We start from the raw sequence: 15,282 nt of genomic DNA, 5'->3' as shown, positions 1-15,282 counted from the left end.
AGCCTGATCGCCGGACTGTCGCTAAGGGCGGGGCCATGTCCGGAATCACCCCTGATGTCGTCGAGGCGCATGGCCTCAATCCCGAAGAATACCAGCGCGTCTTGAACGCGATCGGCCGTGAGCCGAACCTGGTCGAACTCGGGATCTTCTCGGTCATGTGGTCGGAGCATTGCTCCTACAAATCCAGCCGCTTTCACTTGAAGAAGCTGCCCACCAGCGCGCCGTGGGTGATCTGCGGCCCGGGTGAGAACGCCGGCGTGATCGACATCGGCGATGGACAAGCCGCCATCTTCAAGATGGAGAGTCACAACCATCCCAGCTACATCGAGCCCTATCAAGGAGCGGCGACCGGCGTGGGCGGCATCCTTCGCGACGTGTTCACGATGGGCGCGCGGCCCGTCGCCAACCTGAACGCTCTGCGCTTCGGCCGGCCCGATCACCCCAAGATGAAGCATCTGGTCGAGGGCGTCGTCTCGGGCATCGGTGGCTACGGCAATTGCGTGGGCGTGCCCACCGTCGGCGGCGAGACCAACTTCCACAAGGCCTACGATGGGAACATCCTGGTCAACGCGATGACCGTGGGCGTGGCCGCGCAGGACAAGATCTTCTATTCGGCGGCTACGGGCCTGGGCAATCCGATCGTCTACGTCGGTTCCAAGACCGGGCGTGACGGCATTCACGGCGCGACCATGGCCAGCGCCGACTTCGACGAACACAGCGACGAGAAGCGCCCGACCGTGCAGGTCGGCGATCCCTTTACCGAAAAGCTCCTGATCGAGGCGTGCCTGGAATTGATGGCGACCGACGCGATCGTCGCCATCCAGGACATGGGCGCCGCTGGCCTCACCTCCTCCTCGGTCGAGATGGCGAGCAAGGGCGGCGCGGGCATCCGCCTCAACATGAACGCCGTGCCCTGCCGCGAAGAGGGCATGACGCCTTACGAAATGATGCTGAGCGAAAGCCAGGAGCGCATGCTCATGGTGCTGAAGCCCGGTAAGGAGCCGATGGCGGAGGCGATCTTCCACAAGTGGGAGCTGGACTTCGCGGTGATCGGCGAAGTGACGGATACCGGCCACATGGTGCTGGAATTCAACGGCGAAGTGGTCTGCGACATTCCGCTGGGCCCCCTCGCCGACGACGCGCCGGAGTATGAGCGCCCGTACATCGATCGCGAGGAATATGCGGACTGGGCCGCAGTCCTGCCCTTGGGCGACGTGCCCGAAGATACCGATGTCGCCGGCGATCTGGTTAAGCTGATGGGCACCGCCGATCTTGCCTCGCGCAAGTGGATCTGGGAGCAGTACGACAGCCAGGTCGGTGCAGACACGCTGCAAAAGCCGGGTGGCGACGCTGCGGTCGTGAGGATCCACGGCACGAAGAAGGCACTGGCGATCAGCACGGACTGCACACCGCGCTACGTCTACGCCGATCCTTACGAGGGCGGAATGCAGGCCGTCGCCGAAACCTGGCGCAACATCAGCGCGGTGGGCGGCAGGCCGCTGGCGATCACGAACTGCCTCAACTTCGCCAATCCGCAACGGCCCGAGATCATGGCCCAGATCGTCCATGCCCTGCACGGCATGGGGGATGCCTGCCGTGCGCTGGACTATCCGATCGTCTCGGGCAACGTCTCGCTATACAATGAGAGCAAGGCGACTGGCGGCGGCTCGGCCATTTTGCCGACCCCGGCGATCGGCGGCGTCGGCCTGCTGGACGACCACGATCAGATGGCCACCATCGCTTTCAAGGCGGCGGGTGAAAGCATCGTCCTGATCGGCGGCGAAAGCGGACACCTGGGCCAATCGCTGTGGCTGCGCGAAATTCTCGGCCGCGAAGAAGGTCCGCCGCCCCCGGTCGGCCTTGACCTCGAAAAGCTGGCCGGAGACACGGTGCGCGGCCTCATCGGCCAAGGCATGTTGACCGCGGTGCATGACTGCGCCGACGGCGGCCTGGCCGTGGCGCTGGCGGAGATGGCCCTGGCAAGCGGCATCGGCTTTGCCGTAGCAGCGCCTGAAGATACCGTCAGCGAGCCGGGCTTCTGGTTCGGCGAGGATCAGGCCCGCTATGTGGTGACGACGCGCGATCTAGCCGGCGTGCTGGAAGCTGCCGAGCATGCCGGCCTGGTCGCGGTCGCCCTGGGTGAAACCGAGGGCGATACCCTCACCTTCCGCAGCGTAGGCGGGGAAACCTCCACACAGATCGCCATCTTGCGCGAGGCGCACGAGGCGTTCTTCCGGGACTGGATGGACGCCTGACACGCCATAGTCCCGGGCTCGCCCCGGGACGGCGGTCTTTTCAGGACGATGCCAGCACGTTCACCGTCAGCGCCAATATGCCCAGGTTGAAGGCGAAGGCGAACAATCCGTGGAACGTCGACACCCGCCGCATCGCGCTGTCGGTGATGCTAATGTCGGCGGTCTGGCAGGTCATGCCGATTACGAACGCGAAGTTCACAAAGTCTGAGAAGTCCGGCTCGCAATCGCCGGGAAACGCAAGCCCCCCGTGGTCGCCGCCCGCTTTGGGCGAGTAATAAAGCCGCGCGTAATGGAACGCGTAGACGAGATTGCCGTAGGTCCAACTGGAAAGCAGCGTGGCGATGAGGATCGCAATATGCCCGCCGTCCAGCGCCTTCTTGTCCAGGATCAGTAGCCCCAGGGCACTCAGGATCACCGTGCTGATCAGCACCGTCAGCAGCAGAAGCAGGAACTGCCCCGCATCGTCGCGAAACGCCTGACGCCGGATGACTTCGGGGCGACCATCGCGCCACAGGTTGATGCAGGAAAGCACGAAGACGGCCACCGCCACGTCGAAGCCGACCAGCACCGCCTCGATGATGGGCAGCAACGGGATCAGCAGCAGCGAGGCGGCGGGGAAGGCAACCAGGAACAGCCGATACCGGGGGTGGCGCGAACCCAACGCGCTACCGTCCCGCGCCGGCATCTCAGCCGACCCAATCGCGCATCGGCACGCCCAGCAGCTTGAGAACCTTGGTCAAGTCACCCCGATCGATCCGTCCATTGGCGGCGGCACGCGCCTTGGGCTTGGCGTGATAGGCAAAGCCGTATGTGGCCGCCTCGATCATCGGGATGTCGTTCGCGCCATCGCCGATCGCCATGGTTATCACGTCCTCGCCCAGAGCCTCGGCCTCGGTCAGCAGTGTGGCCTGCTTTACCCCGCTATCGACGATGCCACCGACTAGGCCGCCGCTCAACTTGCCGGCGGACACCTCCAGCCGATTGCCCACGACGTGATCGAAGCCAAGCTGCTCGCCGATGGGGTCGGCGAAGTGGTGGAAGCCCCCCGTCACCAGCACGGTGCGACATCCCCGCGTCCGCAAGGTGGCGACCAACGTCGCCGCGCCCGCCATCGGCACGATCCGACTGGAAAGGCACTCGCCGATCGCGCTTTCCGGCAAATCGGTGAGCAGGCGCACTCGCTCTCGCAGCGCGGACTCGAAATCCAGTTCGCCTTGCATCGCCCGCTCGGTAATGCCGGCGACCTGCTCCTTGAGGCCCGCAAAGTCTGCCAGTTCGTCGATGCATTCCTGCCCGATCATGGTCGAATCCATGTCGGACACGAACAGCCGCGGGAACTGGATCACGTCGCGCGCCACCAACGTATCCGATGGGCTGAAGTGCGTATCCAGCACGTCCTGCATCGCGGCCAGATCGTCATCCGGCGAAGTGATCTCCAGCGTTTCGCCGCAATGGTCGAGCATGCTCACACCGGCGGTTCGGACGCCGCGTGCTTCCAGATCGGCGCGAACCGCATCGATCCTTGCGGACAAGCCTTCCGCGTCTGCTATCAGCCGGGCGATGAGCACGGACATTTCCCCAGATTGGTTTACAGAACCCGACCGTGACCGGCCGCCGCTGGCGCTCATCGCAGGGCCGACCGCCAGCGGCAAGAGCGATTGTGCCGTCGCGCTGGCCCAAGCGATCGAGGCGACAGGGCGGCGCGCAGTGGTCATCAACGCCGACAGCGCGCAAGTCTATGCCGACCTTGCCGTGTTGAGCGCCCGCCCCTCCGAGGACGATATGGGTGGGATCGATCACCGCCTTTACGGCGCGTGGGACGGGGCCGTGGCCTGCTCGGCAGCGGACTGGGCCAATGCGGCAAAACAGGAAATCGCCGCCATTCACGCCGATGGTGGCGTGCCGGTTCTGGTCGGCGGGACAGGCCTCTACATTCGCACGCTGCTGGACGGCATCGCGCCTGTCCCCCCGATCGAGGAGGCGATCCGCGCGCAGGTCCGGCGACTTCCCGTTGCCGAAGCCTATGCCGCGTTGCAGGCGGAAGATCCCGACCGCGCCGCGCGGCTGGCGCCGGCGGATACCACGCGCGTCGCGCGGGCGCTGGAAGTGGTGCGCTCTACCGGCAGAACTTTGGCCGACTGGCAGGCCGATACACAGGGCGGGGTCGCGCAGGCCGTGACGGTGAGGGCCGCGATTCTTCTACCGGAGCGGGAGTGGCTCTATGCGCGATGTAACGCCCGCTTCGCGCAGATGCTGGAGAGCGGTGCCATCCCTGAGGTGGCGCGATTGCTGGAGCGCCAACTCGATCCCGATTTGCCCGTGATGCGCGCGATCGGCGTGCCCGAGATCGCCGCTTTGCTTCGGGGAGAGGTCAGCGAAGGCGAAGCCTTGGCCCGGGGCACGCAGGCGACCCGAAACTACGCCAAGCGACAATTCACCTGGTTGCGCCACCAGCCACCAACCGAGTGGCCACGCCTTGCCTTCGATGCCTCGACAGCAACCACCATTAAAGCAACTTTATTACGCTGTTTTGGCTTGACCTGATATTTTCGATCTTCTAGTCGGTCCATCGCTCGATCACACAGAAGGGTCAGAGCAGGGAGAGGATGCGACCCGGCCCGCGGTTGTGGAGCCGGGTCGGTTTTATTATGAGCCCGGCAAAAGCCCACGGGCGCAGGCGCACCTTCCCCGGTGTGCCTCAACAGTAAGGACAAGTGTTGTGAGTGAAGAGCGCAGCGGCGCGAACATCCTGGTTGAAAGCCTCGTCCGACAGGGAGTCGAATTCGTATTCGGCTATCCCGGCGGCGCGGTGCTGCCGATCTACGATGCTTTGTTCCAGGATGAGCGCATCCGCCACATTCTCGTCCGGCACGAAGCTGGCGCGGCCCACGCTGCCGAAGGATATGCGCGCGCCACCGGCAAGCCCGGCGTTGTCCTCGTCACCTCCGGCCCGGGCGCGACGAACGCGATGACCGGTGTTGCCGATGCCTTCATGGATTCGATCCCGCTCGTCGTGATCACCGGCCAGGTCCCGACTTCGGTGATCGGCTCGGACGCGTTCCAAGAAGCCGACACCATCGGCATGTCGCGCCATTGCACCAAGCACAACTATCTGGTGCGCGATCCGGCGCAGTTGGCGGCCACGATCGATGAGGCGTTTCAGATCGCCACCACCGGCCGTCCTGGCCCGGTCCTGATCGACATTCCCAAGGACGTCCAGATCGCTTCCGCCCTGTGGCATGACGGCGCGCCGCAGCGCCACATTCGCTACAATCCGCGTGAGCGCGCAGAGGCGGGCGACATCGCCCGCGCCGTCAGCATGATCGCGGCGGCAGAGCGGCCCGTGCTCTATACCGGCGGCGGCGTCATCAACTCCGGCCCGCGTGCGGCCGAATTGCTGCGGGAACTTCAGGCGAAGACCGGCGCGCCCGTCACTTCCACGCTGATGGGCCTGGGCGCGTTCCCGGCGGACAGCGCGGACTGGCTGGGCATGCTGGGCATGCACGGTACATACGAAGCCAACATGGCGATGAACCAGGCGGACCTGATCGTCTGCGTCGGCGCCCGCTTCGACGATCGCGTGACCGGCAGGCTCGATGCCTTCGCGCCCAACTCGCTGAAGATCCACATCGACATCGATCGCTCGTCCATCAACAAGACGGTGCATGTCGATCTGCCGCTAGTGGGTGATTGCGCGCAGGTCCTGGCCCAGATCCTGGACGGCCTGGGCGACCACCAGACCCGCGACTTGTCGGACTGGAAAGCCCGCATCGACGGTTGGAAGCAGCGCAACAGCTTGTCCTATCCGCGCTCCGAAGACGCGATCGCGCCGCAATATGCGGTGCAGCGCCTGTTCGAGATGACGCGGGACCGTGATCCGATCATCTCCACCGAAGTCGGCCAGCACCAGATGTGGGCGGCGCAGCACTTCCACTTCTTCGCGCCGAACCGCTGGCTGACGTCGGGGGGCCTCGGCACCATGGGCTACGGCCTGCCCGCCGCGATCGGCGCGCAATGCGGCCATCCGGACAAGCTGGTCATCGATATAGCGGGCGACGCCTCGATCCAGATGAACATCCAGGAGATGGGCACCGCAACGCAATATCGCCTGCCGGTGAAGGTGTTCATCCTTAATAACGAGTGGATGGGCATGGTTCGCCAGTGGCAGGAACTGACTTACGAAAGCCGGTTCTCCAACTCCTACTCGGACAGTTTGCCGGACTTCGTGAAGCTGGCCGAAGCCTACGGCTGGAAGGGTATCCGCATCGAGGATGAAAGCCAGCTCGACGCCGGCATCCAGGGCATGATCGACCATGACGGCCCCGTGATCGTCGATTGCCTTGTCGCCAAGGACACGAACTGCTTCCCCATGATCCCCAGCGGCGCGGCGCATACCGAGATGCTGCTGCATGGCGATGAGGTGGTCGGCACCGTCAGCGATGAAGCCAAGGCGCTGGTCTGAGGATACTGACAGCATGAAGATCACCCAGTCCGCGTCCGAGCGGCACGTCCTTACCGTCACCGTCGATAACGAGGCCGGCATCCTGGCCCGCATCGCCGGCATGTTCACCGCGCGCGGCTACAACATCGACAGCTTGACCGTGGCGGACATTACCGAGAACCACTCGGTCAGCCGGATCACCATCGTCACCAACGGTCCGCCGGAGGTGGTCGACCAGATACGCCACCAGCTTGAGCGGCTGATCCCGGTGCACAAGGTTGTCGATCTCACCGAGAACGGCCCTTACGTCGAGCGGGAGCTGGCGCTGATCAAGGTGGCCGGTACCGGGGAGAAGCGTGTCGAGGCGTTGCGCGTGGCGGAAATCTTCCGCGCCCGCCCGGTCGACACCACGACGGAGAGCTTCGTGTTCGAACTGACCGGCGCGCCCCAGAAGATCGACAGCTTCATCGCCCTGATGCGCGACCTCGGCCTTGTCGAAGTGGGCCGCACCGGCATCGTCGGCATGATCCGCGGGGCGACCGAAGCCTAGATGCATTTCGCGTCCCGGGCTTGATCCGGGACCGGTTCCGCCACAACGGGGCCTCACGATTTTCACAAAACCGGACCCGGCGCTGGCCAGGGTCGACGCAAGGAACCAACCATGAAAGTCTATTACGACGCAGATGCCGACCTGAACCTGGTCACCGGCAAGAAGATCGCCGTGCTGGGTTACGGCAGCCAGGGCCACGCCCATGCACAGAACCTGCGTGACAGCGGCGTGAAGGACGTGGCGATCGCGCTGCGCGAGGGTTCGGCCACCGCGAAGAAGGCCGAGGGCGCCGGCTTCAAGGTGATGTCCAATGCAGAGGCCGCCAAATGGGCCGACATCCTCATGATCCTGGCGCCGGACGAGCATCAGGCGGCGATCTACGCGGATGATCTTCATGCCAATCTCAAGCCGGGCGCGGCGCTGGCTTTCGCCCATGGCCTCAACATCCACTTCGGCCTGATCGAGCCGCGCGCCGATATCGACGTGATCATGATCGCGCCCAAGGGCCCGGGCCACACCGTTCGCTCCGAGTATCAGCGCGGCGGCGGCGTGCCCTGCCTCATCGCCGTGGCGCAGGACGCCACCGGCAACGCGCATGACGTGGCGCTGGCCTACGCCTCGGGCGTCGGCGGCGGCCGCTCCGGCATCATCGAAACCAACTTCCGCGAAGAGTGCGAAACCGATCTGTTCGGTGAGCAGGCCGTGCTGTGCGGCGGTGCCACCGCGCTGGTCCAGGCTGGGTTCGAGACGCTGGTGGAAGCCGGCTACGCTCCTGAGATGGCCTACTTCGAGTGCCTTCACGAACTAAAGCTGATCGTTGACCTGATGTACGAAGGCGGCATCGCCAACATGCGCTATTCGATTTCGAACACCGCGGAATACGGCGACATCAAGACCGGTCCGCGCATCATCACCGAAGACACCAAGAAGGAAATGAAGCGCGTTCTGGAAGACATCCAGTCCGGCCGTTTCGTCAAGGACTTCGTGCTCGACAACCGCGCGGGCCAGCCTGAGCTGAAGGCTTCGCGCCTTGCGGCCAAGCGCCACCCGATCGAAGAGACCGGCTCAAAGCTGCGCGCGATGATGCCCTGGATCAAGGCGAACGCCCTGGTCGACAAGGCCAAGAACTGAGGCTAACCGCTCCCCCGCCCCATCCACCTTGGATGGGGCGGGAATGATCGGGAGCGCACAATGGCCGTACTTCGTACCTCCGCCCTGCTTTGCCTGTCGGCAATGACGATCGCGGGCTGCAAGCAGGACACATCCAGCCAGCCTGACGACTATGCGCAGCGGATCGGTGTGCAACAGGCTCCGGCCAGCAGCGTCGCGCAGGCCAATCCGGCCGAAGTCGCTTCCGAAAAGGCCGCTGCCGAAAATGCCGGGGCGATCCGCAGTCAGCAGGTTTCGGCCAGCGCCAACAAGGGCCCCTACGCAGACCTCGTCGTGCCGCCCAGCGTGCAGCTGGACGCCAAGGCGGCTGCGCCCTGCAAAGCCGTAGCGATGAGCAAGTTCCTGGGCCAGGCTGACAGCCCCAAGCTGCGACAGGATATCCAGGCTGCCAACACCGCAGATGGCGGCACGCGCTTCCTGACGCCGGGCTCCGTAGTGAACGCCGGTGAAAAACCGAACCGCCTCAACGTGATGCTGGACAACACCGGCGTGGCTCGCGACTTCCGCTGCGGCTGATGGCGGCGTACCCAGCCTACCGGTTGGGAACCTCACCCCGCCCGGTGAGTTGACGCGCGTACCAAGGTTTCTCGGGGTAACGAACCATGCGCCGCATTCTCGCATCCGCCGCCGCTCTCGCCATTGTCGGCACCGCCCCGCTGTGGGCCCAAGGCGCGGCATCGTGCCCTCCGGGTCAGAAGAACGCAGCGCTCGTAACTGGCGGCACCTACAAGGCCGATCCCGGCCACACACTGGTCGAATGGGAAGTGAATCACCTCGGCTTCTCGCCCTACTTCGGCCTTTTCGGCGATATCAGCGGCACATTGCAGCTTGATCCCAAGGCGCCGCAAAACGCCAAGGTTTCGATGACCATTCCGGTCAGCAAGGTGACCACGGTCAACCAGGCCCTGACCGCGCACTTGCTGCGCGGGCCCAAGGACGCGGCCAGCAAGCCCGATTTCTTCGGTGCCTCTCCCGCGGACGCCACGTTCGTTTCCACCTCGGTCAAGCCCAAGGGCAAGACCATGGCGGATGTAACCGGCAACCTCACGCTGAACGGCGTTACCCGGCCTGTCACGTTGGCCGTCAATTTCTATGGCGCGGGCAAGGCCCCGGCACAGATGGGCGGTGCCGAAAACATCGGCTTCGAAGCCACAACCACGATCCGTCGCAGCCAGTTCGGCATGGGCCAGATGATCCCGATGCTCTCTGACGAGGTGAAGCTGAAGATCGCCGCGGCATTCTCCAAGCAATGAGCCGCACGATGATGAAACGCGCACCCCTGATCGCCAGCGTCGTCACGGCAGCCTTGCTGAGCGCTTGCACCGCGCAGAACCAGTATCGTCCGGTGAAACAGCCCTCGCCCGTCGCCGGTTCAGACCGGTGCGGGGCAAGCCGGGTGGTCACTTATATCGGCCAGCCCCGTAGCGATGCGTTGATCGACCAGATCAAGGTCGCCTCGGGCGCGCAGACCGTCCGCGTCCTGGGTCCGAACGACGCGATGACGATGGACTTTCGGGAAGACCGCCTGACGATCACCACCGATGCCCAAGGGCTTATCGAAACGCTCCGCTGCGTCTGATATGCCAGCCCCGGGCCTGCAAACCCGGGGCCAAGGCGTGCTGTCAGGCAGGCAGACCCTCCGCCTGACGAGCCTGCGCGATGAACTCGCGCCAATCTTCCCCCATCGCAAAGTCGGGTCGAGAATTCCAGATCTGCGCCAATAGCGCCTCGGCCTCAACGCGCGTCCAACCCAGATGAGCTTGCGCGTAGGGAGCGATGAAAGCCGTAACGCGGTAATTCGCCTGGCAATGCACCAAAGTCCGTTTGCCAGCCGCAGACGCCATCGCGTCTTGAAATCGACGGTACTGCGCCACGCTAGGAGCGTTCCATGGCACCGGGATATGATGATACTCCACGCCCAAACCAGACAGAAGCGCGCCCTCGTCGGGCAGAGATGTTTCCAGGCCATCGGGCGCAAGATTGATCACCACTTCCAGGCCGTCGCCACATAACTTCAGGAACTGCGCCTCGGTGGGTTGGCCTGCAGTGCCAAGCCTGTCCGTTATCGCGATATAATTGATGATCGTATCCACCAGCCTCTCTCCCTGCTCTTCACGGTAAGGCAGCCATCAAGCCGATGCCCCGCGCCGCCACTTTACATGCGGCGTTGCAGACGCCATAGGCAAGGCATATGCGCGCCCTGCTTGGTCTAACCCTGCGACTTATCCGCCCTTGGGCGTGAGGTAACGCGTCGAACAGCGGCGCGAAGCGGCGCCCAGGGGACATGAACCGAGAACACCCTGCCGCAGATTTCCAAGCGAGTTTCGCCATGACCATGCTGAAAGACCCTTCGGTCAAGTACCGCCCCTTCCCGCAAATCAACTTGCCCGATCGCCAGTGGCCCGGCCGCACGATCACCAAGGCCCCGCGCTGGCTTTCCACCGACCTGCGTGACGGAAACCAGGCGCTGATCGATCCGATGGGAGCGGAGAAGAAGACGCGCTTTTTCGATCTTCTGGTGAAAGTCGGCCTGAAGGAGATCGAGGTCGGCTTCCCGGCAGCCGGCGCTACCGAGTTCGACTTTATCCGCGGCCTGGTCGACAGCGGCCGCATCCCGGATGACGTCCTGGTGCAAGTCCTCACCCAATCGCGACAGGACCTGATCGAACGCTCGTTCGAAAGCCTGGCGGGCGCGAAGGCGGCGATCGTCCACCTTTACAACGCCGTGTCGCCGCTCTGGCGGCAAGTCGTGTTCGGTATGGAGCAGCACGAAATTCGCGCGATCGCCGAGAATGGCGCGAAAGTGCTTCGCGATCAGGCGGCCAAGTACCCGCAAACGCAGTGGCATTTCGAATATAGCCCGGAGACGTTTTCCACCGCCGAACTCGATTTCTCCTTGGAGTGCTGCGAGGCGGTGATGGGCATTCTGCAGCCCACGCCGGAGCGCCCGATCATCCTCAATCTGCCGGCCACGGTGGAGGCGGCAACGCCCAACATCTATGCCGACCAGATCGAGTATTTTTGCCGCAACCTGCCCAACCGCGAGAGCGCGGTAATCTCTTTGCACACCCACAACGACCGGGGCACCGGCGTGGCCGCGGCCGAGTTGGGGCTGATGGCGGGCGCAGACCGCGTGGAGGGCTGCCTCTTCGGCAATGGCGAGCGCACCGGCAATTGCTGCCTGGTGACCGTGGGCCTCAACCTCTACACTCAGGGCGTCGATCCCAAGCTGGACTTCTCGGACATCGACGAGGTGATCCAGACCGTCGAATACTGCAACCAGCTGAAGGTGGCCGAACGTCATCCCTATGGTGGCGAGCTGGTGTTCACCGCCTTTTCCGGCAGCCATCAGGACGCCATCAAGAAAGGCTTCGCCGCACAAGAGCAGCGTAACGACGAGCTTTGGGCGGTGCCTTACCTGCCGATCGACCCGGCTGACCTGGGCCGCAGCTACGAGGCGGTGATTCGCGTCAACTCGCAGTCCGGCAAGGGCGGATTTGCTTGGGTGATCGAGCAAGACCAAGGCTTGAAGCTGCCCAAGCGGATGCAGGCGGACTTTTCGCGCCACGTCCAGGAACTGGCGGATGAACTGGGCCGGGAATTGCAGGCGGATGACATCTGGAGCGTATTCCAGAAGGTCTATCGCCTCGGCGGCCCGCAGCGCTATCAGCTGATCGATTGGGACGAAGGCCGCACCGCCGATGGCACGCGTCTCTTCTCGGGCAAGATCGGGGTCGATGGCCAGGAGCAGACCGTCTCGGGCCGAGGCAATGGCCTCATCTCATCCGTCACAGCCACGCTAAAGGACAGCTTCGGGCTTGACCTGCAAGTGCGCGATTATGCCGAGCACTCCCTTGGGCAAAGTTCCGAGGCGCGGGCGGCGGCCTACGTCGAATGCCTGCTGCCCGATGGCCGCGTGATCTGGGGCGTGGGTATCGACGAGGACGTGGCCACCGCCAGCGTCCGCGCCGTGCTGAGCGCCGCCAACGGCGTCTGATCCACATGCGATCGGGGCGCGGCCATCAGTGACCGCGCCCCGACTGATCCGGCTTGATCGAACCGATCAGCCGGCAAGCTTTCAGATTTCGGACTCTTCCACCAGCGGGCGGCTTTCGCGCGTACCGCGATAGCGGTTGATCGCCTTGTCCGGATCGTCCGTCAGCACGACGTGATCATCGTGAACTTCCAGCAAAGTGCCCACGAACGGGAAGCCTTCAAGGCTGCCGGTGACCCGGTAGCTCACCATGTCGCCGACCTTGAAAGTGGCGGGATCGAAATTGAACTCGAACGGGCAGGCTTCACCTGCCGTTTGACCCATACCTTGCATCGCAAATCTCCTCGTTCGCCAGGATATGGCAAACGCGGGCGCGCGCGCAAATGAAAAGGCCGCCCCCTTGCAGGAGCGGCCCTTCGAAAAATCAGCCGTGAGGCTGGATCAGCCGACGATTTCCTCGGGCTTGAAGAAGTAGTCGATCTCGATCTTGGCATTCTCTTCCGAGTCCGAGCCGTGGACCGAGTTGGCTTCGATGCTCTCGGCCAGTTCCTTTCGGATGGTGCCGGCATCGGCGTTCTCTGGGTTGGTAGCGCCCATGATGTCGCGGTTGCGCTTCACGGCGTCCTCACCTTCCAGGACCTGCACGACCACGGGGCCGGAGATCATGAAGCTGACCAGATCGTTGAAGAACGGACGCTCCTTGTGGACGGCGTAGAAGCCTTCAGCCTGTTCCCGGCTCATCTGAATGCGCTTGGAAGCGACGACGCGCAGGCCGGCCTCCTCCAGCATCTTGGTGACGGCACCGGTCAGGTTACGGCGCGTGGCGTCAGGCTTGATGATCGAAAAGGTGCGGGTCACGGCCATGAAAGGTTCCTTGAAAGAAGCTGGTGTCTGCGGTTGCGCGGGCCCCTAGCGGGGAATGCGCGCAGGAGCAAGGCGCGCTAGCCCGCTTCGACCCAGCGGCCACCGTCCTGCTTCCAGAAATGACGCTCGGTGTCTTGCCGATCGCGCAATTGCCGCCAGACCCCGCGCGCGCCATCGACGGTGCGATCGTCGAACAGCAGGAACGTGCGGGCAAAAGCGGCAGCTTCCTCACGCCATTGCCCGTCCGCCAGTGCCAGGAAGCGCGCGCCGTTGGCCGCCTCCGCACGCTCGGACAGCAAGATGGGGTGGCGATCCTCGTGCGGCTCGCCCGCTCTTCCATTGGCCAGGAACGTCTCGGCGAGGGACCAAAGCCCCTCGCCAATTCGCGCAAGTTGCGCCGGGTCCTGCGATACCACCAGCATCCGCTCGCCCGCATTCAAGGTGGCGCGGGCGAGCAGCGGCAGCGCCACTTCCACCGGATCGCGGGAAAGCTGGTAGAAATCGACGCGCATGGCGGAGCTGTCCTGCCGTTAGCCCTCGATCGTGTCGCGCACGAAGCGGTCCAGCAGGCGCACGCCGAAGCCGGTCGCACCCTTGTCCCAGGTCGCGCCGGGCTTGTCGGCCCACACGGTACCGGCGATGTCGAGGTGCGCCCAGGGCGTGTCATTCTCGATGAAGCGCTTGAGGAACTGCGCCGCCGTGATCGAACCGCCAAACCGCGTGCCGATATTCTTCATGTCGGCGATCGGGCTTTCCAGCTGCTTGTCGTAGACCGAGCCCATCGGGAACCGCCACAGCTTGTCGCCGCTGGCCTCTCCGGCGGCGGAAAGGGCGGCGGCCAGATCATCGTTGTTGGAGAACAACCCGGCATATTCGAACCCGAGCGACGCGATGATCGCGCCGGTCAGGGTGGCAAGGTCGACGATGCGCGTAGGAGCATATTCACGCTGCACCCAGGTGAGCGCATCGCACAACACCAGGCGGCCTTCGGCGTCGGTGTTGATCACCTCTATCGTCTGGCCCGAAAGCGAGGTGACGACATCGCCTGGACGCTGCGCCTTGCCGTCCGGCATGTTCTCGACCAGGCCGCAGACCGCGACGATGTTCGCCTTGGCCTTGCGCAGAGCAAGCGCCAGCATGGTTCCGGCCACGGCACCGGCGCCGCCCATGTCCCACTTCATGTCTTCCATGCCGGCGGGCGGCTTCAGGCTGATACCGCCGGTATCGAAGGTGACGCCCTTGCCTACGAAGGCAAGCGGCTTGGCACCGGCCGCGCCACCGTTCCACTCGATGACGAGCAGGCGGGCCGGTCGGGCCGAGCCTTGGGCCACGCCCAGCAGCGAGCCCATGCCAAGCTGCACCATCTCGTTCTCGTCCAGAACCCGCACCACTAGCCCCGTGCCTTCATACCGCGCGCGGCAACGCTCCACGAAGCTTTCGGGGTAGATGACGTTCGCCGGCTCGGTGACCAATTCGCGCGTAAATTCTACGCCTTGCGCCACGGCCTGCTCGATCTGCCACTGCGCTTCCAGCCCTTCGGGTGCGCCGATCACGTCGATCTGTGCCAGCGTCGGCTTCTTGTCATCGGCGAGCTTGGTGCGATAGGCGTCGAACCGCCAACTGCGCAGGCGCGCGCCCAGCAAGAGGCCAGCGGCCTCATCGCGCGAGAGGCCAACGCCGGTCAGGTCGATCGCCAGCCCGGTTTCGCCGGATGTCAGATACTTGGCTACGAGCGCGGAGCCCATTTTCTCGGCTGACTCGGCCCGCGTTTCGCCGGGCTGTCCCAATCCCGCCAGCACGATGCGGCGCACCCGCCCGTCACGCTCTGCAAACCCCTCGACGATCTGGCCCGCCTTGCCGTTGAAACTGGCGCGATTGGCGGCCTCTGCCAGCAACGGCTCCAATCCGGCAGGCAGCGCACCCTGATTGACCGGCTGCACCAGGATTCCTGCGGAAGAGTTCGATGCGGCGTCAAGGAATTGAATTTTCATGCATTCTCCTGGGGGAT

16 protein-coding genes are annotated in these 15,282 nt (G+C 64.3%); 9 read left to right on the top strand and 7 right to left on the bottom strand.

What is annotated here, in order from left to right:
* The first annotated feature begins 35 nt into the window (after positions 1-35).
* On the top strand, positions 36-2,255 hold the full coding sequence (purL, locus tag GGR39_RS06080) for a phosphoribosylformylglycinamidine synthase subunit PurL (protein WP_183616290.1): 2,220 nt from the start codon (positions 36-38) through the stop codon (positions 2,253-2,255).
* Positions 2,256-2,295: 40 nt separating this feature from the next.
* On the opposite strand, the gene GGR39_RS06075 is transcribed toward purL, so the two are convergent.
* Both GGR39_RS06075 and serB read right to left on the bottom strand, forming a co-directional pair.
* A complete protein-coding gene (locus GGR39_RS06075; RefSeq protein ID WP_183616289.1) occupies positions 2,296-2,940 on the bottom strand; it encodes a DUF1345 domain-containing protein in 645 nt (214 codons plus the stop codon).
* Between the two features lies 1 nt (position 2,941).
* Positions 2,942-3,829, bottom strand: a complete 888-nt coding sequence (gene serB, locus GGR39_RS06070) for a phosphoserine phosphatase SerB (protein ID WP_183616288.1) — start codon at positions 3,827-3,829, stop codon at positions 2,942-2,944.
* Between serB and miaA the strand changes: the two genes are divergently transcribed.
* From miaA to GGR39_RS06035, 7 genes are all read left to right on the top strand, one after another.
* Positions 3,816-4,799: a tRNA (adenosine(37)-N6)-dimethylallyltransferase MiaA gene (gene miaA, locus GGR39_RS06065; protein ID WP_183616287.1), complete on the top strand. Its 984-nt coding sequence runs from the start codon at positions 3,816-3,818 to the stop codon at positions 4,797-4,799. The genes serB and miaA overlap by 14 nt on opposite strands.
* 175 nt (positions 4,800-4,974) lie before the next feature.
* Complete coding sequence (gene ilvB / locus GGR39_RS06060; protein WP_183616286.1) at positions 4,975-6,717, top strand: biosynthetic-type acetolactate synthase large subunit; 1,743 nt, start codon at positions 4,975-4,977, stop codon at positions 6,715-6,717.
* A 13-nt stretch (positions 6,718-6,730) separates the two neighbouring features.
* A complete protein-coding gene (gene ilvN, locus GGR39_RS06055) occupies positions 6,731-7,246 on the top strand; it encodes an acetolactate synthase small subunit (protein WP_058735927.1) in 516 nt (171 codons plus the stop codon).
* Between the two features lie 111 nt (positions 7,247-7,357).
* Positions 7,358-8,377 carry a ketol-acid reductoisomerase gene (gene ilvC / locus GGR39_RS06050; protein ID WP_058735928.1) on the top strand — a complete coding sequence of 340 codons (1,020 nt, stop codon included), beginning with the start codon at positions 7,358-7,360 and terminating at the stop codon, positions 8,375-8,377.
* 60 nt (positions 8,378-8,437) lie between these two features.
* Positions 8,438-8,932, top strand: coding sequence for an I78 family peptidase inhibitor (locus GGR39_RS06045; protein ID WP_183616285.1), 495 nt, complete (start codon positions 8,438-8,440; stop codon positions 8,930-8,932).
* An 86-nt stretch (positions 8,933-9,018) separates the two neighbouring features.
* Entirely contained in the window at positions 9,019-9,669 is a 651-nt protein-coding gene (locus GGR39_RS06040; RefSeq protein WP_183616284.1) for a YceI family protein, read from the top strand.
* Positions 9,670-9,680: 11 nt separating this feature from the next.
* Positions 9,681-9,995, top strand: coding sequence for an I78 family peptidase inhibitor (locus GGR39_RS06035; protein ID WP_183616283.1), 315 nt, complete (start codon positions 9,681-9,683; stop codon positions 9,993-9,995).
* Positions 9,996-10,038: 43 nt separating this feature from the next.
* On the opposite strand, the gene GGR39_RS06030 is transcribed toward GGR39_RS06035, so the two are convergent.
* Positions 10,039-10,509, bottom strand: a complete 471-nt coding sequence (locus tag GGR39_RS06030) for a protein-tyrosine phosphatase family protein (protein WP_183616282.1) — start codon at positions 10,507-10,509, stop codon at positions 10,039-10,041.
* Between the two features lie 236 nt (positions 10,510-10,745).
* On the opposite strand from GGR39_RS06030, the gene leuA reads away from it, so the two are divergent.
* The gene (leuA, locus tag GGR39_RS06025) at positions 10,746-12,413 is read left to right on the top strand and encodes a 2-isopropylmalate synthase (RefSeq protein ID WP_058735933.1); all 1,668 of its coding nucleotides are present in this window, start codon (positions 10,746-10,748) and stop codon (positions 12,411-12,413) included.
* Positions 12,414-12,494: 81 nt separating this feature from the next.
* Here leuA and GGR39_RS06020 read toward each other — a convergent pair whose 3' ends face one another.
* The 4 genes from GGR39_RS06020 to GGR39_RS06005 form a co-directional block, all read right to left on the bottom strand.
* Complete coding sequence (locus GGR39_RS06020) at positions 12,495-12,743, bottom strand: hypothetical protein (protein ID WP_183616281.1); 249 nt, start codon at positions 12,741-12,743, stop codon at positions 12,495-12,497.
* Between the two features lie 108 nt (positions 12,744-12,851).
* Positions 12,852-13,274 carry a nucleoside-diphosphate kinase gene (gene ndk / locus GGR39_RS06015; protein ID WP_183616280.1) on the bottom strand — a complete coding sequence of 141 codons (423 nt, stop codon included), beginning with the start codon at positions 13,272-13,274 and terminating at the stop codon, positions 12,852-12,854.
* A 77-nt stretch (positions 13,275-13,351) separates the two neighbouring features.
* Positions 13,352-13,786, bottom strand: a complete 435-nt coding sequence (locus tag GGR39_RS06010; RefSeq protein ID WP_183616279.1) for a DNA polymerase III subunit chi — start codon at positions 13,784-13,786, stop codon at positions 13,352-13,354.
* Between the two features lie 18 nt (positions 13,787-13,804).
* Positions 13,805-15,265, bottom strand: coding sequence for a leucyl aminopeptidase (locus GGR39_RS06005; protein WP_183616278.1), 1,461 nt, complete (start codon positions 15,263-15,265; stop codon positions 13,805-13,807).
* Between the last annotated feature and the right edge of the window lie 17 nt (positions 15,266-15,282).

Source organism: Novosphingobium fluoreni (assembly GCF_014196615.1).
Lineage (GTDB): Bacteria > Pseudomonadota > Alphaproteobacteria > Sphingomonadales > Sphingomonadaceae > Novosphingobium > Novosphingobium fluoreni.
Note: the sequence above shows the minus strand (reverse complement) of the source record. Positions and strands in the feature narration are given on the sequence as shown.

Coding starts and splice junctions, on each gene's coding strand:
- purL (WP_183616290.1), top strand. CDS start 36: ATGTCCGGAATCACCCCTGATGTCGTCGAGGCGCATGGCCTCAATCCC.
- GGR39_RS06075 (WP_183616289.1), bottom strand. CDS start 2,940: ATGCCGGCGCGGGACGGTAGCGCGTTGGGTTCGCGCCACCCCCGGTAT.
- miaA (WP_183616287.1), top strand. CDS start 3,816: ATGAGCACGGACATTTCCCCAGATTGGTTTACAGAACCCGACCGTGAC.
- serB (WP_183616288.1), bottom strand. CDS start 3,829: ATGTCCGTGCTCATCGCCCGGCTGATAGCAGACGCGGAAGGCTTGTCC.
- ilvN (WP_058735927.1), top strand. CDS start 6,731: ATGAAGATCACCCAGTCCGCGTCCGAGCGGCACGTCCTTACCGTCACC.
- ilvC (WP_058735928.1), top strand. CDS start 7,358: ATGAAAGTCTATTACGACGCAGATGCCGACCTGAACCTGGTCACCGGC.
- GGR39_RS06045 (WP_183616285.1), top strand. CDS start 8,438: ATGGCCGTACTTCGTACCTCCGCCCTGCTTTGCCTGTCGGCAATGACG.
- GGR39_RS06040 (WP_183616284.1), top strand. CDS start 9,019: ATGCGCCGCATTCTCGCATCCGCCGCCGCTCTCGCCATTGTCGGCACC.
- GGR39_RS06035 (WP_183616283.1), top strand. CDS start 9,681: ATGAAACGCGCACCCCTGATCGCCAGCGTCGTCACGGCAGCCTTGCTG.
- leuA (WP_058735933.1), top strand. CDS start 10,746: ATGACCATGCTGAAAGACCCTTCGGTCAAGTACCGCCCCTTCCCGCAA.
- GGR39_RS06020 (WP_183616281.1), bottom strand. CDS start 12,743: ATGCAAGGTATGGGTCAAACGGCAGGTGAAGCCTGCCCGTTCGAGTTC.
- ndk (WP_183616280.1), bottom strand. CDS start 13,274: ATGGCCGTGACCCGCACCTTTTCGATCATCAAGCCTGACGCCACGCGC.
- GGR39_RS06010 (WP_183616279.1), bottom strand. CDS start 13,786: ATGCGCGTCGATTTCTACCAGCTTTCCCGCGATCCGGTGGAAGTGGCG.
- GGR39_RS06005 (WP_183616278.1), bottom strand. CDS start 15,265: ATGAAAATTCAATTCCTTGACGCCGCATCGAACTCTTCCGCAGGAATC.